Annotated in this window: 22 protein-coding genes; 13 read left to right on the top strand and 9 right to left on the bottom strand. The window is 71.1% G+C overall.

Going from position 1 to position 25,645, the window contains the following annotated elements:
• Positions 1–60: 60 nt before the first annotated feature.
• The gene (gene glgB, locus DEJ47_RS26815; RefSeq protein WP_150175885.1) at positions 61–2,463 is read left to right on the top strand and encodes a 1,4-alpha-glucan branching enzyme; all 2,403 of its coding nucleotides are present in this window, start codon (positions 61–63) and stop codon (positions 2,461–2,463) included.
• On the opposite strand, the gene DEJ47_RS26810 is transcribed toward glgB, so the two are convergent.
• The 3 genes from DEJ47_RS26810 to DEJ47_RS26800 form a co-directional block, all read right to left on the bottom strand.
• Positions 2,438–4,684, bottom strand: a complete 2,247-nt coding sequence (locus DEJ47_RS26810; protein WP_150172415.1) for a HelD family protein — start codon at positions 4,682–4,684, stop codon at positions 2,438–2,440. The genes glgB and DEJ47_RS26810 overlap by 26 nt on opposite strands.
• Before the next feature lie 163 nt (positions 4,685–4,847).
• Positions 4,848–5,189, bottom strand: a complete 342-nt coding sequence (locus tag DEJ47_RS26805; protein WP_398334669.1) for a thioredoxin family protein — start codon at positions 5,187–5,189, stop codon at positions 4,848–4,850.
• 19 nt (positions 5,190–5,208) lie between these two features.
• The gene (locus DEJ47_RS26800) at positions 5,209–5,601 is read right to left on the bottom strand and encodes a MerR family transcriptional regulator (protein ID WP_150172411.1); all 393 of its coding nucleotides are present in this window, start codon (positions 5,599–5,601) and stop codon (positions 5,209–5,211) included.
• Positions 5,602–5,930: 329 nt separating this feature from the next.
• On the opposite strand from DEJ47_RS26800, the gene DEJ47_RS26795 reads away from it, so the two are divergent.
• Positions 5,931–6,857: a glycoside hydrolase family 16 protein gene (locus DEJ47_RS26795; protein ID WP_150172409.1), complete on the top strand. Its 927-nt coding sequence runs from the start codon at positions 5,931–5,933 to the stop codon at positions 6,855–6,857.
• Between the two features lie 18 nt (positions 6,858–6,875).
• Here DEJ47_RS26795 and DEJ47_RS26790 read toward each other — a convergent pair whose 3' ends face one another.
• Positions 6,876–7,844 (bottom strand): MerR family transcriptional regulator, encoded by a 969-nt coding sequence (locus DEJ47_RS26790; protein ID WP_150172407.1) that lies wholly within the window; start codon positions 7,842–7,844, stop codon positions 6,876–6,878.
• An 89-nt stretch (positions 7,845–7,933) separates the two neighbouring features.
• On the opposite strand from DEJ47_RS26790, the gene DEJ47_RS26785 reads away from it, so the two are divergent.
• The gene (locus DEJ47_RS26785) at positions 7,934–8,740 is read left to right on the top strand and encodes an alpha/beta fold hydrolase (RefSeq protein ID WP_150172405.1); all 807 of its coding nucleotides are present in this window, start codon (positions 7,934–7,936) and stop codon (positions 8,738–8,740) included.
• Here DEJ47_RS26785 and DEJ47_RS26780 read toward each other — a convergent pair.
• The 3 genes from DEJ47_RS26780 to DEJ47_RS26770 form a co-directional block, all read right to left on the bottom strand.
• The gene (locus DEJ47_RS26780; protein ID WP_223828519.1) at positions 8,737–9,321 is read right to left on the bottom strand and encodes a hypothetical protein; all 585 of its coding nucleotides are present in this window, start codon (positions 9,319–9,321) and stop codon (positions 8,737–8,739) included. The genes DEJ47_RS26785 and DEJ47_RS26780 overlap by 4 nt on opposite strands.
• Positions 9,322–9,389: 68 nt before the next feature.
• Positions 9,390–9,995 carry a dihydrofolate reductase family protein gene (locus DEJ47_RS26775; protein WP_150172404.1) on the bottom strand — a complete coding sequence of 202 codons (606 nt, stop codon included), beginning with the start codon at positions 9,993–9,995 and terminating at the stop codon, positions 9,390–9,392.
• 93 nt (positions 9,996–10,088) lie between these two features.
• Complete coding sequence (locus DEJ47_RS26770) at positions 10,089–12,509, bottom strand: NACHT domain-containing protein (RefSeq protein WP_190415579.1); 2,421 nt, start codon at positions 12,507–12,509, stop codon at positions 10,089–10,091.
• Between DEJ47_RS26770 and DEJ47_RS26760 the strand changes: the two genes are divergently transcribed.
• On the top strand, positions 12,508–13,314 hold the full coding sequence (locus tag DEJ47_RS26760) for a DUF5753 domain-containing protein (RefSeq protein WP_223828518.1): 807 nt from the start codon (positions 12,508–12,510) through the stop codon (positions 13,312–13,314). The genes DEJ47_RS26770 and DEJ47_RS26760 overlap by 2 nt on opposite strands.
• 3 nt (positions 13,315–13,317) lie before the next feature.
• Entirely contained in the window at positions 13,318–13,485 is a 168-nt protein-coding gene (locus tag DEJ47_RS26755) for a DUF397 domain-containing protein (protein ID WP_150172400.1), read from the top strand.
• A 79-nt stretch (positions 13,486–13,564) separates the two neighbouring features.
• On the opposite strand, the gene DEJ47_RS26750 is transcribed toward DEJ47_RS26755, so the two are convergent.
• Positions 13,565–15,262 (bottom strand): MFS transporter, encoded by a 1,698-nt coding sequence (locus DEJ47_RS26750; protein ID WP_150172398.1) that lies wholly within the window; start codon positions 15,260–15,262, stop codon positions 13,565–13,567.
• Positions 15,263–15,440: 178 nt separating this feature from the next.
• Here DEJ47_RS26750 and DEJ47_RS26745 point away from each other — a divergent pair, with 178 nt between their 5' ends.
• Complete coding sequence (locus DEJ47_RS26745) at positions 15,441–16,040, top strand: TetR/AcrR family transcriptional regulator (RefSeq protein WP_150172396.1); 600 nt, start codon at positions 15,441–15,443, stop codon at positions 16,038–16,040.
• A 226-nt stretch (positions 16,041–16,266) separates the two neighbouring features.
• Here DEJ47_RS26745 and DEJ47_RS26740 read toward each other — a convergent pair whose 3' ends face one another.
• The gene (locus tag DEJ47_RS26740; protein ID WP_150172394.1) at positions 16,267–17,682 is read right to left on the bottom strand and encodes a cation:dicarboxylate symporter family transporter; all 1,416 of its coding nucleotides are present in this window, start codon (positions 17,680–17,682) and stop codon (positions 16,267–16,269) included.
• Between the two features lie 219 nt (positions 17,683–17,901).
• Between DEJ47_RS26740 and DEJ47_RS26735 the strand changes: the two genes are divergently transcribed.
• The 7 genes from DEJ47_RS26735 (at position 17,902) to DEJ47_RS26705 (ending at position 25,626) form a co-directional block, all read left to right on the top strand.
• Complete coding sequence (locus DEJ47_RS26735; RefSeq protein WP_150172392.1) at positions 17,902–19,548, top strand: sensor histidine kinase; 1,647 nt, start codon at positions 17,902–17,904, stop codon at positions 19,546–19,548.
• Positions 19,545–20,228 (top strand): response regulator, encoded by a 684-nt coding sequence (locus DEJ47_RS26730; RefSeq protein ID WP_223828516.1) that lies wholly within the window; start codon positions 19,545–19,547, stop codon positions 20,226–20,228. The genes DEJ47_RS26735 and DEJ47_RS26730 overlap by 4 nt, the downstream gene beginning before the upstream one ends.
• A gap of 211 nt (positions 20,229–20,439) precedes the next feature.
• On the top strand, positions 20,440–21,807 hold the full coding sequence (locus DEJ47_RS26725) for an extracellular solute-binding protein (protein WP_190415575.1): 1,368 nt from the start codon (positions 20,440–20,442) through the stop codon (positions 21,805–21,807).
• A 112-nt stretch (positions 21,808–21,919) separates the two neighbouring features.
• Positions 21,920–22,897, top strand: a complete 978-nt coding sequence (locus tag DEJ47_RS26720) for a carbohydrate ABC transporter permease (protein ID WP_150172388.1) — start codon at positions 21,920–21,922, stop codon at positions 22,895–22,897.
• Positions 22,898–23,752, top strand: a complete 855-nt coding sequence (locus DEJ47_RS26715) for a carbohydrate ABC transporter permease (protein ID WP_150172386.1) — start codon at positions 22,898–22,900, stop codon at positions 23,750–23,752. It abuts the gene before it with no gap.
• Positions 23,753–23,947: 195 nt separating this feature from the next.
• A complete protein-coding gene (locus DEJ47_RS26710; RefSeq protein WP_150172384.1) occupies positions 23,948–24,604 on the top strand; it encodes a hypothetical protein in 657 nt (218 codons plus the stop codon).
• A complete protein-coding gene (locus tag DEJ47_RS26705) occupies positions 24,592–25,626 on the top strand; it encodes a hypothetical protein (RefSeq protein WP_150172382.1) in 1,035 nt (344 codons plus the stop codon). Before DEJ47_RS26710 ends, DEJ47_RS26705 begins: the two co-directional genes overlap by 13 nt.
• The last annotated feature ends 19 nt before the right edge of the window (positions 25,627–25,645 follow it).

Here is a 25,645-nt window from a genome sequence, read left to right as displayed (position 1 = left end):
GAGGAGGCCTCTCCCGTGTCCCCGCGCCCCCGCAAACCGTCCGACGAAGCCGCCGCCCCCATCCCACCGGCCACTCCGGCCACTCCGGCCCCGAAGCGTGCGACGACCGGGAAGACCCCGAAGGCGGCCAAACCCGCCAAGCCCGCGAAGCCCGCAAAGACCGCGAAGACCGCCAGGAGCGCGAAGAAGCCTCCGGCGAAACCCCCGGTCACCGAACCCGTCGTACCCGCCGGACCCGGCGCACCCACCGTCACCGAATCCCCCGTCCCCGAGGACGACCGCGTCCGGCTCCTGAGCGGCACCCACCACGACCCGCACGGCGTCCTCGGCGCGCACGCCGTGCCGGGCGGCACCGCCTTCCGGGCGCTGCGCCCGTACGCGAAGGGGGTCGCCGTCGTCGCCGACGGGCTCCGCGCCGAGCTGCGGGACGACGGCGACGGCTTCTTCTCCGCGGTCCTCCCGCTGCGGACCGCGCCCGAGGACTACCGGCTCCACGTCACGTACGAGGACACGGATCTCGAGATCCACGACGCGTACTCCTTCCTGCCCTCGCTCGGCGAGTTCGACCTGCATCTGATCGGGGAGGGGCGGCACGAGCGGCTGTGGGAGGCGCTCGGCGCGCGGCTCATGACGCATCAGGGCGCGACCGGGACGCGGTTCACGGTGTGGGCGCCCAACGCGCGCGGGGTGCGGGTCGTCGGGGGCTTCAACTTCTGGGACGGCGTCGGGTTCCCGATGCGTTCGCTGGGCGGCAGCGGCGTGTGGGAGCTGTTCGTGCCGTCCGTCGGCGAGGGCGAGTTGTACAAGTTCGAGATCACCCGGCCCGACGGCTCCATGACGCAGCGCGCCGATCCGTTGGCGCGCCGCACGGAGGCGCCGCCCGCGAACTCGTCGGTGGTGCACGAGTCGCGCCACGAGTGGCACGACCGCGAGTGGCTGGCCAGGCGGGCGGAGATCCCCGCCCATCAGGCCCCCTTCTCCGTGTATGAGGTCCATTTGGCCTCCTGGCGGCCGGGCCTGACGTACCGCCAGCTCGCGGAGCAGTTGCCCGCGTACGTCGCGGACCTCGGGTTCACTCACGTCGAGCTGATGCCCGTCGCCGAGCACCCCTTCGGTGGGTCCTGGGGCTATCAGGTCACCGGTTTCTACGCACCGACCGCGCGGCTCGGCACGCCCGACGACTTCAAGTTCCTCGTCGACGCGCTGCACCGGGCGGGCATCGGCGTCCTGATGGACTGGGTGCCCGCGCACTTCCCGCGCGACGACTGGGCCCTCGCCGAGTTCGACGGCCGCCCGCTGTACGAGCACGAGGACCCGGCGCGGTCCGCGCACCCCGACTGGGGAACCCTCGAATTCGACTACGGCCGCAAGGAGGTGCGCAACTTCCTCGTCGCCAACGCGAGTTACTGGTGCGAGGAGTTCCACATCGACGGTCTGCGCGTCGACGCCGTGGCCTCCATGCTGTACCTCGACTACTCGCGCGAGGACGGCCAGTGGACGCCGAACGCGCACGGCGGGCGCGAGAACCTCGACGCCGTCGCCTTCCTCCAGGAGATGAACGCCACCGTCTACCGCCGCTCCCCCGGCGTCGTCACCATCGCCGAGGAGTCCACGGCCTGGGACGGCGTCACCCGGGCCACCCACCACCAGGGCCCCGGCGGCTTCGGCGGCCTCGGCTTCGGGCTGAAGTGGAACATGGGCTGGATGCACGACTCCCTCGGTTACGTCTCCAAGGAGCCGGTGCACCGCAAGTATCACCACAACGAGATGACGTTCTCGATGGTGTACGCGTACAGCGAGAACTACGTCCTGCCGATCTCGCACGACGAGGTCGTGCACGGCAAGCGGTCGCTGGTGTCGAAGATGCCGGGCGACTGGTGGCAGCAGCGCGCCACGCAGCGCGCGTACCTCGGCTTCATGTGGGCGCACCCCGGCAAACAACTCCTCTTCATGGGGCAGGAGTTCGCGCAGGGCGCCGAGTGGTCGGAGAGCCATGGCCCGGACTGGTGGCTGCTCGACCCGGCGTACGGCGCGGAGCCCGACCACCGGGGCATGCGGGACCTGGTGCGCGAGCTGAACACGGTCTACCGGCGCGAGGGCGCCCTGTGGCAGCGCGACACGGACCCGGGCGGCTTCGCCTGGGTGGAGGGCGACGCGGCCGAGGACAACGTCTTCGCCTTCCTCCGCCATCCCGCCGAGGACGGCACGGCGGCCTCCGACCACCGGCCGCTGCTCGCCGTCTCGAACTTCTCACCGGTCGTCCGGCACGGCTACCGCCTGGGCGTGCCGGACGACTTCGCCGCGTGGCAGGAGGTGCTGAACACGGACGAGGCCCGCTTCGGCGGCGGGGACGTCATCAACCCCGACCCGCTGAAGCCGGCGCCGGCCCCGTCCCATGGCCGCCCCGTGTCCCTGCACCTGACCCTGCCGCCGCTGGCTACGGTGTGGCTTCGACCTGTTTGAGCGCGACGGGCAGCTCGTCCCCGTACAGGACGCCGAGGCGCTGCGTGGCCCGGGTCAGGGCCACGTACAGGTCACTCGTCCCGTACCGCGCGGGCTCCACGACCAGGACCGTGTCGAACTCCAGGCCCTTCGCCTGACGCGGGTCGATCAGGACGACCGGCCGCGTCAGGTCCGGGACCTGCCCGGCCGTCACCCCGGGCAGCTCTGCGGCGAGCTCCGCGTGGAGCTCGCGGGGTGCGATCACCGCGAGGCGCCCCTCGTCCCCGGCCTCGGCGGCGACCGCGTCGGCCACGGAGGCCGCGAGGTCGTCGGTGCGGCGCGCCCAGGGGCGTACACCCGTGGACCGCACCGAACTCGGCGGCATGAAGTCGGGCCGCTCCATGCGCGGCACCTCCGCCGCCACGTCCATGATCTCCACGGGCGTGCGGTAGTTCACGCCGAGCCGGGTGTACTCCCAGCGGTCCTCGACGTAGGGGGCGAGGATGCTGTCCCACGAGCCGCAGCCGCCCGCCTCCGCGGTCTGCGCCGGGTCGCCGACGAGCGTCATGGAGCGTGTCGGGCAGCGCCGCATGAGCAGCCGCCACGCCATCGCGGAGAGCTCCTGTGCCTCGTCGACGATGATGTGCCCGAACGCCCAGGTGCGGTCGGCGGCCGCGCGCTCGGCGGCGCTGCGGTGGTCGGCCTCCTCCTGACGTTCGGCCATGCGCTCGGCGTCGATGATGTTGTGCGCGAGCAGGACCTCGGCGTCGTCCTCGTCCTTGTCCTCGAACTCGTACGTCCGTGAGGCCCGTGACACGTCGAGGACGCCCTGCGCGTAGGCGATCTGCTTCGCCCGCTCCGCCTCGGCCGCGGCGCGTACGGCGCTGTCGTCGTGGCCGAGCAGTTCGGCGGCCTCGTCGAGGAGCAGGACGTCGGCGGCGGTCCAGGGCGCGCCGTACGGCCTGCGGACGGCATCCGCGTCCCGCTCGGAGAGCCCCGTCGGGTCCTCCAGGAACTCGGCGAGGAAGCGCTGCGGGGTGAGCGTCGGCCACAGCTCCTCGATGGCGGCGTGCACCTCGGTGCTGGCCGCGACGCCCTTGCCGAGCTGGGCGATGTCGTCGGGGCCGAGGAAGTTCGGGCCGCCGTACGGGTCGTGGCCGATGCGCTCGGCGAGTTGCGCGGTCAGTTCGTCGATGACGCGGAAGGCGAAGTGCGGGCGGCCGAGGTTGTGCGGCACGTCGGCGGCGCGGGCCGCCTCGCGGGCCTGGTCGGCGATCGTCCAGTCCAGGATCAGGTCGCCGTCGTCGTGCTCGATGACGATCGGCTCGCCCGGCTCGGGGGTGCGCTGCCGGTCGCGCACGGCCGCGGCGAGCACGTCCGCCATCTCCGCGCGGCCCTTGACCTCTGCGGCCTCGGGGGTGTCGGTGCCGGTCGCGGTCACGCCGGGGAAGAGCTCACCGACCGTCGAGAGCAGTACGCCGGTCTCGCCGAGTGCGGGCAGGACCTCGCCGATGTAGCCGAGGAACGCCGGGTTGGGGCCGACGATCAGGACCGCGCGCTTGGCGAGCAGCTCGCGGTGGGCGTAGAGCAGGAACGCGGCCCGGTGCAGCGCCACGACGGTCTTGCCGGTGCCGGGGCCTCCCTCGACGACGAGGACGCCGCGGTGCGGGGCGCGGATGATGCGGTCCTGCTCGGCCTGGATGGTCTGCACGATGTCGTGCATGCGGCCCGTGCGGGCCGAGTCGAGGGCGGCGAGCAGCACCTCGTCGGCGTCGGCGCCCTCGTGGCCGGTGCGGGTCGTGTCACTCAGGTCGAGGAGCTCGTCGTGCAGGGCGGTGACCTCACGGCCCTCGGTGGTGATGTGCCGGCGCCTGCGCAGGCCCATCGGGGTGTGGCCCGTCGCGAGATAGAAGGGGCGCGCGACATCGGCACGCCAATCGATCACGAGCGGGGTGCGTTCGGTGTCGGACGCGCGGATTCCGATGCGTCCGATGTGGTGATCACGGCCGTCGCGGAATTCGAGCCTCCCGAAGCACAGACCGTTCTCCCCCGCGTCGAAGGCGGCGAGCAGCCCGGAGCGCTCCGCGACCAGCACGTCCCGCTCGAGGCGGGCCTGGAGGCCGTTGCCGACCTGCGACAACGACGCCTGCACGGCGGACTCGGCCTCCTCGCGCAGCGCGTCCAGGCGTGCGTACAGCCCGGAGACGAATTGCTGCTCTTCACGCAATTCCTCGGTTGACAATTCAGCCCCTCGCCAGTTACAGTGCTCTTATTGAACTTCTCGTGATGCCGTGCTGCTCAATTGCGCAGAGCGTCGCGAAAGAATCCAATATACGCCGAGAATCGCCCCGGACGTCAATTCGTCCGGGGCGATTTCTTTTAGGGGCCGACCGGAGGTCGACGCCTCACATCACGTCGGCCAGCTCCGTGAGCAGCTTCCGCTTGGCCCGCGCGCCCACCATCTGCAGGACCGGCTCGCCGCCACGGAACACGATCATCGTCGGCGCCGAGAGCACCTTGTACGCGATCGCCGTCTCCGGGCTGCGGTCCACGTCCAGCTGCACGATCTTCAGGCGGTCCGCCTCCTCGCGCGCCAGCTCACTGAGCACCGGCGCCAGTTGCCGGCACGGCCCGCACCAGTCCGCCGTGAACTCGACCAGCACGGGGCGGTCCGTCTCCCGCAGCACCTCCCCCTCGAAATCCGCGTCCGTCACCTCGGCCACGCCTGCTGCCTTCACTGCCGTCACACCCCTCATCCGTCGTCCCTCATCCCGTGAGTTCGCACCGCGGCTCGGGGCCGCCCTCCATCGCCGCCTCGGCGCGCGCCAGCTGCGCGCCGACCTGGTCGCGCACCGCGCTCAACTCGGCTATCAGTGCGTCGAGTTCGGTGAGCTTGCGGCGGTAGACCGCGAGTGACGCCGGGCAGGAGTCGCCCTCCGGATGCCCGGAGCGCAGGCACTCCACGAACGGCCTGGTCTCCTCCAGGTCGAACCCGAAGTCCTGGAGGGTCCTGATCTGCTCCAGGAGCCGGACATCGTCCTCGTCGTACGTGCGGTACCCGTTGTGGGTCCGCCGCGCGGGGAGCAGCCCCCTGGACTCGTAGTAGCGCAGCGTCCGCGTGGTCGTCCCCGCGCGCGCCGCGAGCTCGCCGATTCGCATGTGCCGACGGTAATCCTTGACGTGGGCGTCAAGGCCAGAGGTTCTGGACGGGCGCCCCGGACTCAGCAGCACGCCGCCTCACAACCGAACCGCCCCGCCCGCTCGCACCGCGTCGGCGAGCGGCGCGGCCGTGCCCGACGCGTCCCGCAGCCCGTGGAACGGGGTCGAACCAGAAGTCCACGGCCGCGGCGGAGTCCACGCACCCACCGTATGTGTTCGGGAAGTTGACGCAGCACACCCATTGACGCGCCGCCCGACCACAACTACAAAACCAACAGCGCGTTCTGAGAGCGCTCTCACACAGTGGTATCCACCCCCGGAGGTGCACGATGCCCCACAGAACCCCCGTCCTGGCCGCGCTGGCGGCCGCCGGGCTGCTCGGCACGCTGCTGCTGCCGGGCACGGCGAGCGGTGACGTGCCGCCGCCCCGGCCCGGTTGGTCGCTGAAGTGGAGCGACGACTTCAACGGCGCGGCGGGCAGTGGCCCCTCCGCCAAGAACTGGCAGGTGGACCTGGGCCACAACTACCCCGGCGGTCCCGCCGACTGGGGCACGGGCGAGATCCAGGAGTACACGAACTCACGCGACAACCTGAGCCTCGACGGGTCGGGCAACCTGCGGATCACGCCCCGCAAGAACGCGGCGGGCAAGTGGACGTCGGCGCGGATCGAGACGAGGCGCAGCAACTTCAAGGCGCCGGCCGGCGGCACCCTGGCCATCGAGGGCCGCATCCGGATGCCGGACGTCACGGGTGACGCGGCGCTCGGCTACTGGCCCGCCTTCTGGGCCCTCGGCTCCCCCTACAGGGGCAACTACCAGAACTGGCCGTCCATCGGCGAGTTCGACGTCATGGAGAACGTGAACGGCATCAACGCGGTGTGGGGCGTGCTGCACTGCGGTGTGAACCCGGGCGGAGACTGCAACGAGACCCAGGGCCTCGGCGCGAGCCGCGCCTGCCCCGGCGCGGCGTGCCAGGCGGCGTTCCACACGTACCGCTTCGAGTGGGACCGCTCGGTGACCCCCAACCAGTTGCGCTGGTACGTCGACGGGCAGCGGTTCCACACCCTGAGCCAGGACCGCTTCTCCACGAAGACGTGGAACGACATGACGTCCCACCAGGGCTACTTCATCCTCCTGAACGTGGCGATGGGCGGCGGCTTCCCGGACGGCGTCGCGGGCCGCGCGACACCGACGGCGGCGACGCGGCCGGGGCACTCGATGCTGGTGGACTACGTGGGGGTGTGGACGCGGCCGTAGGGAAGCCGCGCAGGGAGGTCATTGCGGGGCGGTCGCACCCAGGGCCGCCCGCAGCCAGTTGTCGGTGCTGCCCGGCGTCGGCTGCGCGGTCCCGGCGGGCGGGGTCACCACTTCGGCCGCCAGCTGCCAGTAGCGGTCGATGCGGGGCTCGGCCGCCAGCATCCGGTGCAGGGTGCGGCGGAAGTCCGGGGTGTCGCGTCGGTTGAGCGCGGCGGCGTGGACGGCGACGAAGCAGTCCAGGGCCTCGCCCTCGCGCGGGGCGCGGCCCGCGCGTACGTCCGGCGCGGCCAGTTCGAACGCCTCGGGGAGTCCTTCGTAGAGCACGGCGGGGCGGTATCCCTTGCCGGACGCGTGCACTTCGGGCTGTCCGTAGTCCGTTCCCGCGCGCGGCCCCGCGACGAAGCAGGGCGAGGTGACGAAGTCCTGGAGCCGGGCGAAGGCGAGGACCTGGGCGGGGGCCGGGGTGTCGGGCGGTATGGGGACGGCCCGGTCGACGACGGCCGCGACCACCCTGGACGGCAGCCGCGCGGGCAGCCAGCACCGCCAGAACCGGGCGAGCGCGGCGGTCCCGGGCGGGGTGGACACGGCTCCCACCAGCCGCAGTCGTTCGGCGCGTTCCTGGGGCGTCGTGCGGTCGGCGAGGAGCTGCAGCGCCGCCTCGCGCCAGCGCAGCGCGGCGAGCCGCGAGCCGACCTCCTTCAGCTGCCCGGCGATGACGTCCTCCAGCACGTCGTCCTGGCCCTCCTCGTCCAGGACGCGGCGCACGTCGGGGACGGGGAGGTCGAGCGTGCGCAGGGAGCGGATGAGGCGGAGCCGGTCGAGGGCGTCGGGACCGTAGCGGCGGTGGCCGCCTCCGCTGCGGGCGGCTTCGGGGAGCAGGCCGCGGTCGGAGTAGAAGCGGACGGTCTTGACGGTGACGCCGGCGCGTTCGGCGAGCTGTCCGATGCTCCAGAGGTCATCGGACCGCGGTTCGTCATCGGCGGGCATCACGGCTTGAACCTCCCTCAGGGGGAGTTCCTACCGTACCGGCGAGCGCGGGGCGGTCCCACGCTCGGCTGACCGTACGAGGAGGAACCATGACCGCGTCGTTCGTGCTGGTGTCGGGCGGGTACACGGGTGGCTGGCTGTGGCGGGACGTGGCCGCCGGGCTGCGGGCGGCGGGGGCGGAGGTGCACGCGGCGACGCTCACGGGGCTGGGCGACCGCCGCCACCTGGCGGGTCCCGGCATCGACCTCGACACGCACATCGAGGACGTGACGCAGCTGATCGACCACATCGACGCGCCCGAGGTAGTTCTCGTCGGTTACTGCTACGGCATCTATCCGTCCGTGGGCGCCGCCGACCGCCGCGCGGACCGCGTCTCGCGACTGGTCCACCTGGACTCCCCCATGCCGCAGGACGGCTACTCCATGATCGACCAGGTGCGGGAGCAGATGCCGGACGGCCCGGCCAGGGACCGGACTCTGACCCAGCAGGAGCGGGCGGAGGACGGCTGGCGGATCCCGGCGCCGTCGTTGGAGGAGTGGCGGGCGCACGGGAACCTGGCGGGTGTGTCCGACGAAGCGCTGGCCCGGCTCGCGCGTCTGGCGTCACCCGCGCCTGCGGGCCCGTACGCGCAGAAGCTCCGGATCTCGGACGCGGTCGCGGCCCTCCCGACGACCGGCGTCTTCTGCACGACCGGCGGCACGATGGACATCGCCGCGCTGGAGGCCCTGGTGGCGTCGGGGTTGCCGCTCGTCCAGCACCTGGCCGACCCGCGCGCCACGTTCTTCGACATGGCGACGGGTCACTGGCCGATGCTTTCGGTCCCTGACGAGCTGGCCGACGTTCTCCTGCGCGCCGCTGCGGGCGAGGGTCACCGTCTGACGGCGGCGACCGCTTAGGCGGACGGGGCCGTACCACGCCGACGCCGGTGGTGGGCGTACGTCAGGGCGAGGATCAGCGGCCCCCACAACGCCATCAGGCCGCTGGTCAACGCGGCCAGGAGCCGCCACCACCCGTTGGCGTACGGGACGTCGGAGAACCCGGCGAGATGGAAGGTGCAGAGCGTCCGGTCGACCAGGAGGGCCGTGAAGAGCAGCCCCAAGAGGGTGGCGGGCATGATCACCGCGTACGGCGGTATGCGTCTGCCGCGCAGCCCCGGCACCCAGCGCGGAACCACCTCGCCCCACGGCCGCACCAGGCCGTGGCAGAGCAGCGCGCACGCCTCGGACAGCAGGCTGAGCGTGACCACATGGGACACGTCGGCCCACCGGGACCACGACATCGGGGCGACGTCCGCGCCCATCGAGCAGTCGAACCCGATGGGCAGCCGCCACAGGCACACCGGCGGGGCGAGGAGGGAGAGAAGCCGGGCGACGCGTTCCGCCCGGAGGGGGACGGGCCGCACCGGTGGAGCGGTGGCTGTGGCCGTGCCCGTGGTGGCCGTGCCCGTCGTGATCGTGGTCTCGCTGGTCGTGATCATGCGTCCACTCCGGTCGGTGGTGGACGCACGGGAATCACGCGCGCGGGGCGACCTGCTCCCCCTCGCCGCTAGGCGGCGTCCCCGGCCGTCTTGTCGTAGGTCAGGAAGATCGTGCCGCTGTCGAGCAGCACGGCGTCGCTCCGCTCGTACAGGACCGGGTCGAACGCGGTCTTCTGCGCGAACAGGGGTACGCCCGAACCCAGGGTCAGCGGGCCGATCTTGACGATGAGGCGGTCGATCTCGCCGCGCAGCACTCCGGCGAGTTCGCCGCCGCCGCACAGCCAGATGTCCTTGCCGTCCTCCTTCTTGAGCTCCCGCACCTTCTCGACCGGGTCGGTGGCGACGAGCTCGACGCCCGGGTCGGGGCTCTCGGTGAGGGTGCGGCTGAAGACGTAGTGGCGCAGGTGGGGGTAGGCGTTGGTCAGTCCGGCGTCGAGGCCGATCGCGTAGGTCCTGCGGCCTTCGAGGACGGTGTCGAAGTGGGTCCCCTCGGCGGTGATGCCGAGGGCCTGCCTGGCGGGGGCGGGGAGGGTCTCGGGGTACGTCTCGGCGAGGTGCTGGACGTAATCCTGTGCGACGGGCCAGAACCCGTCGGGGCCGGTGGGGTCGGCACCGTCGGGACCGGCGATGAAACCGTCGAGGCTGACGGCGATGAAGTAGACGAGCTTTCGCATGCGGCTCCTTGGCCTTGGCCGTGGCGGTGAGCCACGTTCTTCGTTGTACTTCAGGTGAAGTGGTCAGAACGTAGTACTTCAGGTGGAGTGGTGTCAACGGCTGGATGGGGTCGGGTTTCGGTCCAGCCATTCCTGGAGCTCGCTGTGGCGGAACTGGTAGGCGCCGCCGACGATGCGGAGGAGGCCTGCGTGGTAGGCCCAGGCGAGGAAGGTGTCGGGGGTGAGAGGGGTGCGGCGTTGGAGGAAGGCGGTGAGGACGAGGAGGGCGTGGATCAGTGGGCCGATGAGTGGCAGGATCGCGAGGGCGGTGGCCACGAGGACGATGCCGGCGAAGCCGAGCTCTGCCGCGCCGCCCAGGCCGGCCAGCGTCAGCACGAGGAAGTTGCCGAGCGGATGCAGCCACTCGACCCGCTGCCCCACGCGCCGCGCCGTGTCCCGCGTGTCCCCCGCCCTGTGCGAGCCCAGCAGGAAGTACCCGAGAACGTACACAGTGGCGAACCCGACCGGCGCGCCCGCCGTCAGGCCGCCGTCCGGCCGCAGCGAGCCGCCGTCCGCGACGAAAAGACACGTGAAGGCGCCCCCCGCCAAGGCGTAACTCCGCGCGAGCCCGAGGTGCCTGAGAAGAATCCCCGCACCCGCCACCACGGCCCAGCAGATGGAAACGGCTGCCAGGGAGTCGGTCTCCGACAGCACGAGACCCGCGAGCCATCCGAGCACGGGTACGACCACGCACCCCTTGCGCTCGCGGCAGTCGGTATGGGCGACGAAGTCCTCGCTGAGTGCGAACGCGGTCGGGAGAGTGCCGCCGATCACCACCCCGAGCGCGTACCACCCCTGCAGCGGCACCTCCCCGTACCAATCGCTGTACGCGAGCGACGCACCCAGCACTGTCGCGGCCGCGGGCACCAGCGCTCCGTAACCGGTCCGGCACGCCCTGCGGGCCGCAGCGACGAGGCGCTCGCCCACCCTTGCCGGGCGCTGCCGCGTCCGCTCCGGCGGCCGTGACGGCCCCCGGTCGCACAGGGTGATCATCCACCCGACCCCGGCGCCCAGGGTGAGCAGCCCCACCCAGAACCAGGACATCCCGAGCCCCGAACGGTGCTCCCACCAGCCCCCTGGGAAGCACCCGGCGAGCATGTCCGGAACTACGAGGAGGACGGGCACGACCAGCGCGAAGCCGGTCGCGACCGACAGGGCCAGCGTGATCCACTTCCCCACGACGTTCCCCAGGGAGGCAACCCCGCCTTCCACCCCCGCCATGCCGCGCAGCCACCGGTGCACCGCCCCGGCCTCGTATTCGCGCTGCCGGCTCCATACCGTCCCCGCCTGCGCGACGCTCACCCGCGCCTGCCGCACCGCCGCGTTCGCGGCGGCAGTCGCCGTCGGGACGCAGCGCGCGAGGAGATACTCCCGCAGCTCGTCCTCGCTCCGAAACTCGGTCAACGGCCGCAACCCCTGAGACGAACCCCCGTACACGGCGAAGGCGAGCCCCAGGTAGAACGGCGAACTCAGCAGCCCCGCCACCGGCCCCGCCGCGCTCCCCCGCATCACACCGGCCACCGCGTCCATCGGCGACGGCCGCCCGTCGGACCGCAGCTGCACGTACGCGTCCGCTTGGTCCGCGTCGACTCCCGCGATGCGCAGCACCGTCGCTTCCCGCAACCAGGCTTGCTGACTGCCCAGCTCGGCGTACCGTTCCTCACGGCAGGTGAGCACGAGCGGGGCACTGCCACCGAGCCCCTGGTACCCGTTGAGCGCACTCAGAGCCTGCTCGGCGCGCTCCGATTCCCCTTCCGTGTCCATCTCGTCAAGGCCGTCCAGCACCGGGATGACGAGCCGCCGCGCGACGAGCTCCACGGCCGCGAAGCCATCAACGTCGTACGCCGTGACCAGACTGGCCACCAGCCATCGCTCGAGCCCTCCCCGAGCCTTCCGCGACCCCCACCATCTGCGCCCGCCCGCAGGCGGCAGGTCCCGGATCGACAGGCGCACCGGCACCGGGGCGAGGGAATCGACCGACCGAGCCGCCAGCAGCCGCACCACCAGATGCACCGCGAGAACCGTCTTGCCCGCGCCGGGAGGCCCGGTGACAACCAAGCGGCCCGGTGCCTCGCAGTACCACCGCGCCACGTCGGACAACCGCTGCCACCCCCGCGGCGCCGTACCGCCACCGCGCGGCTCGACGTCGACGTGCAGGTCGATGAGGTGCGCCCCCGTACCGAGCATGTGCGTCCGCTCGGCGACCTCCACGTCCTCGACGGCGCTCGCCAGCCGGTCCAGGGCGACGCCCAGCCCGTCACTCGCCCGCTGCAAGCGCAACGCGCTCAAACTGATGGCCGAGCCGACGACAAGCCCGAAGACCCCGAGCGGAAGCCCGAGCACCCCCGCCACATCCTGCGCCTGCATGCCGCCTGAGCGCACCGACCAGACCGCCCACACTCCACTGACCGCCAGCGTCGCCGCCCCGCCCAAGAACAGCCACCGCGCGGGCCCGCGCGCCTGCCGTGCCCCCATGTCCCGCAGCATGCCCGAGCGGCCCCGCCCCGACCAGACAGAAGCTGGACCGCAGCTACCGGACCCCGTCGGCGACCCTGGCGCGTACGGTCTTGCCGACTCCCGTACGCGGAAACGATCCGAACTCCACGGTGAGCTGCCGGACTACGAGCAGGCCGCGTCCGCTCTCTCCCGCATGGAGGGCCGCGTCGGCACCCCCGTCGAACCCCGGGAACACGGGCACGGGGCCCGAGACGTCGACGACGAGGACGGCTTCGTGGGCCTGGAGCCCGAGGCCCGCAGCATGCGGGCCCATCACCCCACGCTGGTGTACGGCCTGCTGCAGACCGAGGGGTACGCACGCGCCATCCACGAGGTACAGAAGCCGGTCGAGGAGACCACGTCGGAACTCATCCGCAACAGCGTTGCGCTGCGGATGAAGCGTCAGGAGGTGCTCACCCGCGAGAACCAGGTCAAGCTTCGCGTCATCCTCGGAGAGGCCGCCCTGCGCTACCCCGTCGGGGGCGACGAGATCATGCGCGAACAGTACGAGAAGCCGGCGATGTTGTCGGCGTGGGGCCATGTTTCCATCCAGGTACTGCCGTTCCGTCGCGGTTACCGCTCCGCCAACGACTTCGCAATCCTGGATCTCGGCGACCATCTGCCGCCCCGCGTCCAGATCGACAGCGCCTGGGGATCGACGCACCCCTCGGACAAACGCCGCGAAGTCGACCGGTTCATGCGCCGGTTCGACGCCATGGCCGCTTCGGCTCTGCCGCCCGAGGACACGCCCGATTTCCTGAACCGACTGGAACGAGAGCTGTAGACCATGAACGCTCGCCACACAGCACCCGAACTCGCTCCGGACGGCGCCTGGTTCAAACGCGACTCAAAGAACCCCCAGGGCCCCGCCCTGCTCCTCCACCCGTCGTCCTGGTCCGCCTTCGTGGCCCACGCGAGCCGCACCTGCGGCCCGAAGGGCCAGTACGGCCAGTAGCGGGAACTGCGACAACGCCGCCCCCGACGCCGACATCGTCGGCGCCGAGGGCGGCGCTACCGCTGAAACCCCCGCACGGTTACCGCTGAGGCTCCCGCTCCCGTACGCCCCCGTCCGCGTCCGCGCCCTCCGGAACAGCCGTATCCGCAGCCGCATCCGCAGCCGACGCCGACTTCCTCGGCAGCAGCACCGCCACGAGAACCGTGCCGACGCCGAGGATCGCCGCGCCGACGAGGCTCGTGTGCGCCACGGAATCCGAGAACGCGGAGCCGACCGCGTCGGCCATCTTGCCCGCGCCCTGCGCGAGCTGCTCGGCCTGGCCCTTCAGCTGGGCGGCCTGCTCCGGCGAGGTCGCCTTCGCGGCCTGCCCGGCGACCTCGTGCGCCTTGTCACCGATGCCCTGCGCCACCGCGTAGCCCGCGCCGACGGAGTCCTGTGCGGTCTCCAGCGTGCCGTCGGGCAGCTTCGTGCCGGATGCCGAAGCGGCGTCCGCCAGCTTCGAGGAGTACGAGCTGGCGAGGACCGAGCCGAGGATGGCGATGCCGAGCGAGCCGCCCAGCTCCAGGGACGTGTCGTTGACCGCGCCGCCGACGCCGAGTTCCGACTCGGGGAACGCTCCCATGATCGCGTCGGTGCAGGGCGAGAGGGCGAGGCCGATGGCCAGGCCCAGGATGATCAGCGGGGCGACGAAGTCCCCGTACGAGGACGACGCGTCGACACGCGTCAGGAGTGCGAGGGCCACCGTGCCCGCGACCATGCCCGCCGACACCGTGATCTTCATGCCGATGCGCGGGGTCAGGTAGCCCGTGAGCGCCGAGCCGACGAAGACCGCGCCCGCGAGCGGCAGCATGCGCACGCCCGTCTCCAGCGGGTTGTAGCCGAGGACGAACTGCAGGTGCTGCGTGAGGTAGTAGAACGCGCCGAACACCGCGAGGAAGAACAGCGCCACCGCGAGGTTCGAGCCCGCGAAGCGGCGGTCGAGGAAGCGGCGGACGTTCAGGATCGGGTGCGGGTGGCGGAGCTCCCAGGCGACGAAGGCGAGCAGGCCCACGCCCGCGACGACGGCCGCCGAGATCGCCTTGGCGTCCCAGCCGAAGTGCGGACCCTGGATGATCATGTAGACGAGCGCGCCGGTCCAGATGACGGAGAGCGCGCCGCCGACGTAGTCGATCCGGTTGCTGTGCCCGGCCTTGGACGGCGGCACGAGGACGAAGGCGCCGATGATGGCGACCACCGCGATCGGCACGTTGATCAGGAAGGTCGACGCCCAGCCGTGGTTCTGCAACAGCGCGCCCGCCACGAGCGGCCCGGCCGCGATCGCGAGACCGGCCGTGGCGGTCCACAGCACGATCGCCTTGGCTCGCTCCGCACGCGGGAACGTCGCGGCGAGCAGCGAGAGCGTGGCGGGCATGATCATCGCCGCGCCGAAGCCCATCACCGCGCGGGCCGCGATGACGCCGCCCGAGCTGTCGACGAGCGAGCCCGCGACGGACCCGGCGCCGAAGACGACGAGGCCGAGCACGAGCGCCCCGCGGCGGCTGTACTTGTCGCCGATCGCGCCGAGGAGCAGCATCAGCGCGGCGTACGGGACGGTGTAGCCGTCGATGACCCACTGGAGGTCGGAGCTGGAGAGCCCGAGGTCCTTGGTCATGTCGGGGGCGGCGACGGTCAGCGCCGTGTTCGCCATCACGATGATCAGGAGACTCAGGCACAGCACGAGCAGCGCCCACCAGCGGCGCGCGTACGGCTGCTTCATCTCCTCGACCGGTCGGTTCATGAGTAGAGCCACCGAAGCCTCACCCTTCCATGGTTCTTATACGTACTTGTCCGGTGACCTTGCACAGCACTGTGCAATTACACACGAGTGTGCAATTTACGCCACTGCACAGCACCGTGCAAAACGGGCGGGCTCTCGTCGAACTCCCCTCCCGGGACCTCCTGGACGCGCGTGCACAATGGAGCCCATGAGCCGAGCCGACGCCAACCGCCGCCGCATCCTGGAGGTGGCACTCGCCGAACTGCTGCGCGATCCGGACGCCTCGATGGACCAGATCGCCCGCGCGGCGGGCGTCGTGCGCAGGACGGTGTACGGCCACTTCCCCAGCAGGGAGGCCCTGGTCGGCGCCCTCATCGACGGCGCGGTCGAGGCGGTCGCGGCGGCCCACGCCTCCGGACGCGCCCGCTCGGACGACCCCGCCGAGTCGCTCGCCCACTCGATGGTCGCCGTGTGGGAGATCGCCGACGGCTACCGCCTGCTCGTCGGCCTCGCGCAGCGCAGCGTCGCGATGGAGGGCATCAGACAGCGCCTCGCCCCGGTCCGCGCGGAGTGCGTGAACGTCCTGCGACTCGGCCTGGACCAGGGCGCGTTCACCTCGCCCCTGCCGCCCGCCGCACTCGCGTACGTCCACGAACAGCAGTTGTTCGGCCTGATGGAGGCCGTCAACGACGGCCTGCTCGACCCGCAGGACGCGGGCCGCGCCGCGGCGTCGACGGCGCTCATGTCGGCGGGCGTTCCGGCGGAGCGGACGCGGGACATCATCGCGACGCTGGGCTGATCGCCGCACCTCTCGCCGCCCGGCCACCGCATCCGGCGCCGCCCCTTGTCGCCGCCCTGCGCACCGCACTTGTCACCGGGCTGATCGTCCCCCTCCCGTCCGCCACCGGCACGCGAGAAAGCGCCGCCCACGGCGCACGAGGAGGAAGTTCCCGTACGTCGCGGGCGGCGCCGGCGGCCCCCTTGGAGGAGGGGTGGGGGCCCCTTCGCACGGCTGGGCCGGTGGGCTACACCTTCACCGGCTCCTTGCCGTCGTCACGCGCCTCCGGTACGGCCTCCGTGCCGCGTCCGGGGCCGTCCTCGTCGACGGCGGGCGCCCCATGCCCGTCGTCGTCCACCAACGTGCGTTCGTCGAAGGGGAGTTGACCGGCGAGCACCGCCGTGACCCGCTCCTTGTCGACCTCCTTGGTCCAGGTGCCGATGAGGAGCGTGGCGACCGCGTTGCCCGCGAAGTTGGTGAGGGCGCGGGCCTCGCTCATGAAGCGGTCGACGCCGATGATCAGGCCGACGCCGTCGACCAGCGCGGGCTTGTGCGACTGGAGGCCGCTCGCGAGGACCGCGATGCCGGAACCGGAGACGCCCGCCGCGCCCTTGGACGCGATCATCATGAAGAGGAGCAGCGAGATCTGCTCGCCGATGCCGAGCGGCTGGTCCATGGCGTCGGCGATGAAGAGCGAGGCCATGGTCAGGTAGATCATCGTGCCGTCGAGGTTGAAGGAGTAGCCCGTCGGGACCGTGATGCCGACGACGGGGCGGCTGACTCCCAGGTGCTCCATCTTCGCGATGAGCCGCGGCAGCGCGGACTCGGAGGACGAGGTGGAGAGGATGAGCAGGAACTCGCGGCCCAGGTACTTGAGCAGCTTGAACAGGTTGACGCCGGTCACGAGCCGTACGAGCGTGCCGAGCACGACGACGATGAACAGGACGCAGGTGACGTAGAACCCGATCATGATCGTGGCGAGCGCCTTGAGCGCGTCGAGGCCGGTCTCGCCGATGACGGCGGCCATCGCGCCGAACGCGCCGACCGGGGCGGCCCACATGATCATGCCGAGGACCCGGAACACCAGCTTCTGGATGTGCTCGATGCCGCGCAGCACGGGTTCGCCGGAGCGGCCCATGGCCTGCAGCGCGAAGCCCACGAGCAGCGCCACGAGCAGCGTCTGGAGCACCTCGCCCTGGGTGAAGGCGGAGACGAAGGTCTTGGGGATGATGCCGAGCACGAAGTCGACGAGGCCCTTGTCCGCCTCGTCGGCCGCCTTGTGGCCCGCGCCCTTCTCGGACTCGGTGATGTCCATGCCCGAGCCCGGGTGCAGGATGTTGCCGACGATGAGACCGATGGCGAGCGCGACGGCGGACATCGCGATGAAGTAGGCGAGCGCGAGGCCGCCGACCTTGCCGACCTTCGCGGCCTTGCGGACGGAACCGACGCCGAGCACGATCGTGCAGAAGATGATCGGCGAGATCATCATCTTGATCAGGTCGACGAAGCCGGAGCCGACCGGCTTCAGCTCCTTGGCGAAGTCCGGCCAGATGAAGCCGACGGCGATGCCGAGCAGCACGGCGCCGATGACGGCGATGTAGAGGTAGTGCGTGCGGTCCCGCTTGGCGGCGGGCTGCGCTTGTGGGTCGGCCGTGGTGGTCACGGGGCCCTCCTTGAACGACGTCGTCGGCGTTGTGGTGCCTGTGTGCTCCGGCACCCTCCGACACCCTCTGGTGCCTCTGGTGCCTCTGGTGCCTTCGGTACGTGCGGCTCGCGTCCCGGGGATCCCGGTGACTATCTCCCGGCCTGTGAGGGCGGTCACCCTTGCGTTCATTTAGTTCGCGCCGAAACGACCACGTGTGCGAGGAGGCAGACTTGCACCATGTCCCGCACCCGTCCCTCCCGTCCGCGCAGGCTCCCGCGCAGCCTGGCGGGCCAGCTCTTCGCGATGCAGATCGTGCTGGTCACGGCGGTGGTCGCCGGGTGCGCCCTCTTCACGTACCTGAGCGACAAGCACCAGGCCGAGGAAGGCGCGCGCCACCAGGCGACCGCGGCGGCGCGGGCGGTCGCGGACTCCCCCTCCGTACGGGAGGCCATCCGCGGCGACGACCCGTCGAAGGAACTCCAGCCGTACGCGACGCGCGTGCAGCGCGACACGGGCGTCGACTTCGTGACGATCATGGACCCGAGCGGCATCCGCTGGACACACCCCGACGAACGCCGCATCGGCGAGCGGTTCCTCGGCCACCGGGCGGACGCGCTCCTCGGCCGGACCTTCGCCGAGACGTACACCGGCACGCTGGGTCCCTCCGTGCGCGTCGTCACCCCCATCTGGGACGGTCCGACCGAGGGGGACGGCCGCATCGTCGGCCTGGTCAGCGCCGGCATCACCATCGAGGAGATCACCGAGAAGGCGCGCGGCCAGCTCGTCGCGCTGATCGGAGTGGCGGCCGCGGCGCTCGTGCTCGGCGGGATCGGCACGTACGTCATCAACGCGCGCCTGCGCCGCAGTACGCACGGCATGAACGCGGGCGAGCTGAGCCGCATGCACGACTACCACGAGGCGACGCTGCACGCGGTGCGCGAGGGGCTGCTGATGCTGGACGGGCAGCGGCGCGTCGCCCTCATCAACGACGGCGGGCGCGAGTTGCTCGGGGTGCGGGACGAGCCGGTGATCGGCCGGAACGTCTCCGAGCTCGGGCTCCCCGCCCCGCTGACGGGCGCGCTGCTCGCGGCCGAGCCGCGCGTCGACGAGCTGCATCTGACCGCCGACCGCGTGGTCGTCGTCAACACCTCGCCCGTGTCGGGCGGCGAGCGCCGCGGCACGGTGGTGACCCTGCGCGACCACACCGAGCTGCAGGCGCTCACCGGGGAACTGGACTCCGAGCGCGGGTTCACACGGGCGCTGCGCTCGCAGGCCCACGAGGCGGCGAACCGGCTCCACACGGTGGTGTCCCTCATCGAGCTCGGCCGCGCGGACGAGGCGGTCGACTTCGCCACGGCCGAGCTGGAGCTGGCGCAGGCGCTGACCGACCAGGTGGTGGCCGCGGTCAGCGAACCCGTCCTCGCCGCGCTCCTGCTCGGCAAGGCGGCGCAGGCCAACGAGCACGGGGTGGAGCTCGTCGTCTCCGACGACAGCAGCATCGACGACGGCATGCTCCCGGCGTCCCTGCCCGCGCGCGACCTGGTCACGGTCCTCGGCAATCTCATCGACAACGCGGTCGACGCGGCGCAGGGGTCCCCCGCCGCCCGCGTCACGGTGACGGCGCGGGCCGACGCGGCGGGGCTCCTCCTGCGCGTCTCGGACACGGGGCCCGGCGTCGATCCCGCGCAACGCGAGGCGGTCTTCGAACGCGGCTGGTCGACGAAGGCGGCCACGGGCCGCGGCCTCGGCCTGTCCCTGGTCCGCCAGACGGTCACCCGCAACGGTGGCACTCTGACGGTACGAGAATCCCCGGAGGGCGGCGCGGAGTTCGAGGTGACCCTGACGACGGCCACCGCCGAGACCCGCCCGGGAGGCGCCCAGTGATCCGCGTACTCGTGGTCGAGGACGACCCCGTCGCGGCCGACGCCCACGTCCTCTACGTCAACCGCGTCCCCGGCTTCGAGGCCATCGAACGCCCCGCCCACTCCGCCGCCGAGGCCCGCCGCACCCTCGACCGCACCCAGGTCGACCTGATCCTCCTGGACCTGCACCTGCCCGACGGCCACGGTCTCCAGCTGGCCCGCTCGCTGCGCGCCGCGGGACACCCGACGGACGTCATCGCGGTGACGTCGGCCCGGGACCTGGCGATCGTCCGCGAGGGCGTGTCCCTCGGCGTCGTCCAGTACGTCCTGAAGCCGTTCACCTTCGCGACGCTCCGCGACCGCCTCACCCGGTACGCGGAGTTCCGCACCGCCGCCGCGGAGGGCGAGGCCACCGGTCAGGACGAGGTGGACCGCGCGCTCGCCACCCTGCGCGCCCCGGGTCCCGCCGCCCTGCCGAAGGGGCTGAGCGGCCCCACCCTCGAACGCGTCATCCGCACTCTGCGCGACGCCCCCGACGGCCTGACCGCCACCGCCGCCGCCCGGTCCGCGGGCCTGTCCCGGATCACCGCCCGCCGCTACCTCGAGCATCTCGTCGACACGGCCCGCGCGGCCCGCAGCCCCCAGTACGGCCACGTCGGCCGCCCCGAACTGGTCTACCGCTGGCTTACGCCGAACGACTGAACCTCGCCACGGCCCCGCCCCCGCTCGCCGCGACCCGCCGCACTTCCCGCCCCGGAGGCCGCACCGCCGTACGCGCGACAACAACGTTGTCACGGTGGTGACGAGCGACAACGCACAGCGCCCGCAGAGGCATTGACCTTGCTCCGAGCACGCCCTTACGTTCACCGGGCAACCCACGTGGCGGCCCCGCCGCGTCGGCCAGTAGGAGGTCGTGCCCGTGCGTCCCACCACCACCCCACTGCTCCTCGCCGCCTCCACCCTGCTCGCCGCCGGCACCCTCACCGCGTGCGGCGGCGGCTCCGGCGACGACCCCGACACCGTGAAGATCTCCTTCAAGCAGTCCACCGACAACAAGATCAGAGTCATGGACACCTACCTGGAGGACATCAAGAAGCAGTTCGAGAAGGAGAACCCGGGCAAGAAGGTGAAGCTGGTGCCGATCAAGGCACCGGACTCCGAGTACTACACGAAGCTGCAGCAGATGCTCCGCTCCCCCAAGACCGCTCCCGACCTGGTCTACGAGGACACGTTCCTCATCAACTCGGACATCACCAGCGGTTACTTGAAACCCCTCGACCCCTATCTGGCCAAGTGGAAGGACTGGGACCAGTTCATCGGCACGGCCAAGACGGCGGCGAAGGCGGCCGACGGCAAGACGTACGGCGTACCGGACGGCACGGACACCCGCGGCCTCTGGTTCAGCAAGGCCATCTTCGAGAAGGCGGGCCTGCCCGCCGACTGGCGGCCCAAGACGTGGGACGACGTCCTGGAGGCGGCCCGCACCGTGAAGAAGAAGGTCCCCGGTGTCACGCCCCTCAACGTGTACACGGGCAAACCGGCCGGTGAGGCGGCCACGATGCAGGGCTTCCAGATGCTCGCGTACGGCACGGGCAAGGACCCGCTCTACGACCCGGCGGCGAAGAAGTGGGTCACGGGCAGCCAGGGGTTCAAGGACTCCCTGGCGTTCGTGGAGACCGTCTACAAGGAGAAGCTCGGCCCGGACGTCTCGGACGCCCTCGACCCGAACTTCGCCACGCGCGTCCGCGGCGAACTGCTGCCCGAGGGCAAGCTGGCGATCAACCTCGACGGTTCGTGGCTGCCGCAGGACTGGGGCAAGGGCGCGGGGCACGAGTGGCCCGAGTGGTCGCAGAAGCTGGGCCTCGCCGCGATGCCGACCCAGAACGGCCAGGCGCCCGGCAAGGTGAGCATGTCCGGCGGCTGGACCTGGGCGATCCCCGCCAAGGCCGACAACCCCGACCTCGCCTTCACGTTCATCGAGACGATGCAGACCAAGGCCAACGCCAAGAAGTGGTACATCGCCAACTCCGGCATCGCGGTCCGCAAGGACGTCGCGGCCGACCCCACGTACGTGAAGGCGCAGCCGGGCATCAAGTTCTTCACGGACCTGGTCGCCTCGACGCACTACCGGCCCGCGTACCCCGAGTATCCCAAGGTGTCCACGGCGATCCAGGAGGCGATGGAGTCGGTGACGACGGGTGACAGCTCGGTGGAGGAGGCCGCGAGCGGGTACGACGAGGAAGTCGACTCGGCGACGGACGGCCAGGTCATCGAGAAGTAGCGCGCCGGGTACGCCGGTGCCGCCGCATGTACCGCCCGCCCGCACCGCGGAGTGAGCGCCCGCACAGCCGAGGAATTGGTGCCTGCCCGCACCGGAGAGTGAGCGCCCGCACGTGACTTCCGCATCCCCCGCACCGTCCGCGGGCCCCGGCGGCGTCGCCAAGACGCCGTCGCCGCCGGGCCGCCCGCACTCCGCGCCCCCGACCGCCGGGCCCCCCGGCTCCCGCGTCCGCGTCCGCCGCGGGCTGCTCCGGGCCCTGCCCGTCTCCCCTGCCGTCGTCCTGCTCGCCCTCTTCCTCGCGGGCCCGATCGGCTACTGCGCGTACATCGCCTTCACCGACCTCCAGCTCACCGGCCAGGCCGAGTCGAGCTTCGTAGGGCTCGACAACTTCCGCGAGGCGTTCGGCGACGAGCGGTTCCTCAACGCGGTCTGGCTGACGCTCGTCTTCACGTTCCTCTCCTCGATCATCGGCCAGAACACGCTGGGCCTGGCCCTCGCCACCCTCATGCAGCGCGCCTCCAAACCGGTCCGTACCCTCACGGGCGCGATCGTCGTCACGGCGTGGGTGCTGCCCGAGGTCGTCGCCGGCTTCCTCCTCTACGCGTTCTTCCGCCGCGAGGGCACCCTCAACGCCGTCCTCGACTTCCTCCATCTCCCGTCCCAGAACTGGCTGTTCACGCTGCCGATCCTCGCGGTGTCGTTCGCGAACGTCTGGCGCGGCACGGCGTTCTCGATGCTCGTCTACTCCGCCGCCCTCAACGAGATCCCCAAGGAGATCACCGAAGCCGCGGAGGTCGACGGCGCGGGCGGCTGGCGGCGCATGTGGCACATCACGCTGCCGATGATCCGCCGCTCGATCGGCACGAACCTCATGCTGAACACCCTCCAGACCCTGTCCGTCTTCGGCCTGATCTGGGTGATGACGCGCGGCGGCCCGGGTAACGACAGCCAGACGCTGCCGCTCTTCATGTACGAGCAGGCCTTCCAGAAGAGCATGATCGGCTACGGCACGGCCGTGGCTCTGCTGCTCCTCCTGGTCGGCTCGCTCTTCTCCGTCGTCTACATGCGCCTGCTCCGCACGGAGGTCTGAGTGCCGGTCAAGTCGCTCACCCGTACGCCGCGTTCGCGCCGCGCTTCGCACCGCTTCGCCGCCGACGCGGGCCTGCTCGTCGTGGCGGCGGCGTTCGTCCTGCCCCTCGCCTGGGTGGTCCTCTCCTCCCTCGATCCGAAGGCGGACCTCAGGGTCCGGCTCCCCGACAGCCTCACCCTCGACAACTACGACCAGGTCCTCACCCCCGAGATCACCTTCACCCCGCTCCTCAACAGCCTGCTGCTCTGCGGCGGCGGCACGCTGCTCACGGTGGTCTGCGCGGCTCTCGCGGCCTACCCCCTCTCCCGCTACCGCTCGCGCCTGAACCGACCCTTCATGCTGACGATCCTCTTCGCGACGAGCCTGCCGATCACCGCGATCATGGTTCCGGTGTACGCGCTGTTCGTGCAGGTCGACCTGATCGACACGATGCAGGGCACGATCTTCTTCTTCGCCGCGTCCCAACTCCCCTTCGCCATCTGGCTGATGAAGAACTTCATGGACGGCGTGCCGAAGGAGCTGGAGGAGGCGGCGTGGACGGACGGCGCGTCGTCCTTCCAGTCCCTGCTGCGGATCGTGCTGCCGCTGATGGGGCCGGGCGTGGCCGTGGTGACGGTCTTCTCGTTCGTCATGATGTGGGGCAACTTCTTCGTCCCCTTCATGCTGCTGCTCACGCCGGAGCAGATGCCGGCGTCGGTCAGCATCAACGACTTCTTCGGCAACAAGGGGACGGTGGTGTACGGGCAGCTGGCCGCGTTCTCGATCCTCTACTCGACGCCGGTGATCCTGCTGTACGTCCTCGTCTCGCGGAAGCTCGGGGGTGGGTTCGCGCTGGGTGGGGCGGTGAAGGGCTGAGTGGGGCCCGCCAGGCTGAGGTCTGTCGGGAACCGCCCTTACGGCGGACACGAAACTGTGACATGAGTTCGCGGCGATACGTTCCTCCTCGCCCCTTTCGTGGTCACACATCTCCCTGGTATCAGGCGCGGACCCGCACTAGCGTGCTGAGCTCGCGCCCTCCCCCACCTGTCCCCACCTGCCAGGAGCCGAACAGTGACCCGCCCTCTCCGCCTCGCGACGGCCGCGCTCGCCGCGTCCGCAGCGCTGCTTCTGACGTCCTGCGGCAGCGACGACGACCAGCCGAAGGCCGACGACAAGATCGCCGGCGCGGACCAGGGCGACGAGAAGTCGCCATCCGCGGACGAGTCCGCGGGGACGGGGGCGGAGGCGCGGCGCCCGAAGATCGAGCTGCCGTCGGACGTCACGTTCACCTTCGCTTGGGCCAAGACGGGAAACAAGGCCAAGGACGCCGTACTGGCCGACAGGGAGCAGGCGATCCAGGCCGTCGACATGGCCATCGCCGAGCACGCCCCCGCTCACGAGGCCCTGCGCTTCTACTACGAGGGCGACGCCGCGGCCAACGCCCAGAAGTACGTCCAGGCCTACGTGAAGGCGCAGGCGCGCACGACGGGTGCGTACCGCTACTACGACGCGACCGTCACGACCGAGGGGGACGGCGCGGGTCTCACGTACTGCGAGGACCAGAGCAAGGCGTACGACAAGTACCTCAAGAAGGACAAGGTCGACAAGGGCCCCGCCACCAAGAACAGCTACGTCCTGTACGCCGCGAAGCTGCGCAAGAACGACGCGGGGGTCTGGGTCACCACGGAACTGAACGCGACTCGGGGGAGCGACAAATGCCAGCCATGAAGTACAGGTCAGCAGCGCTGACAGCCATCGCGGCGATGACGTGCGTGGCCCTGTCCGCCACGCCGGCCGTCGCCGAGAAGGACATCGGCGGCGGAACCCCCGGGGCGACGCCGGACGTCTCCGGCGGCGAGAAGGACGGGACCCTGCTCGCCACCGCGGGCGGCATCTCCTTCGACCGTTCCAAGAACGGTTCGGGCCCCAAGACCGGCGCCATCGCCCCCACCGGAACGTACAGCCCGCCGCCCTGCTGGTACGCCCCGACGTACACCCCCGCCGAGTTCAAGAAGGAACGCGAAGCCGTCTGGGCCGTGGACTCCACGGGGCACCAGTGGGACCTGGAACAGCAGGAGCGCTACGTCAAGGGCAAGCCGTACAAGAACTTCAACATGGACAAGGCCGGCAAGGGCTACTGGTGGACGTCGTTCCCCAACAAGACGTACCCGCCCGGCTGGGACAAGTGCACGAAGGAAACGTTCTGGGTCGACGAGGGCGACCCGCCGCCTCCGGACGCCCCCGAGGCGATCGACCCGGAGATCCTGGCGAAGCTCGCGTACGCCGAGATCCGCGTCCCCGGCACGGAGGTGTCCCTCGCCCCGGAGGGCGGCACGAAGGTCAACCTGCCGACGTGGGCGTGGCTGGACGCGGCGGAGTTCAAGCCCGTGTCCGTGACCGCCAGGGTCGACGTGCTCGACATCCAGGCCACGACGACCGCCACACCCGTCTCCCTGAAGATCGACCCGGGCACGGCGGACGCGGAGACGTACCCCGCCAATGGTGTCTGCGACCTGGTCGGCGACAAGATCGGCACGCCGTACGCGAAGGGCAAGTCCAAGGAGACCCCGCCCTGCGGCGTGAAGTACCTCCGCTCGTCCGGCGACGGCTCGTACCCGCTGAAGGCCACGGTCACATGGAAGATCAGCTGGACCGGCACGGGCGTGACCGAGGAAAAAGACCTGCCCGACGGCGAGTTCGGCGCGGAGCAGGACGTGGTCGTGGAGGAGATCCAGTCCATCAACCGCTGATCACACGGTTCCACGAGGG

Origin of the sequence: Streptomyces venezuelae (assembly GCF_008642355.1) — a bacterium.
Taxonomy (GTDB): Bacteria; Actinomycetota; Actinomycetes; order Streptomycetales; family Streptomycetaceae; genus Streptomyces; species Streptomyces venezuelae_B.
This window is presented reverse-complemented; position numbering and strand designations above follow the sequence as displayed.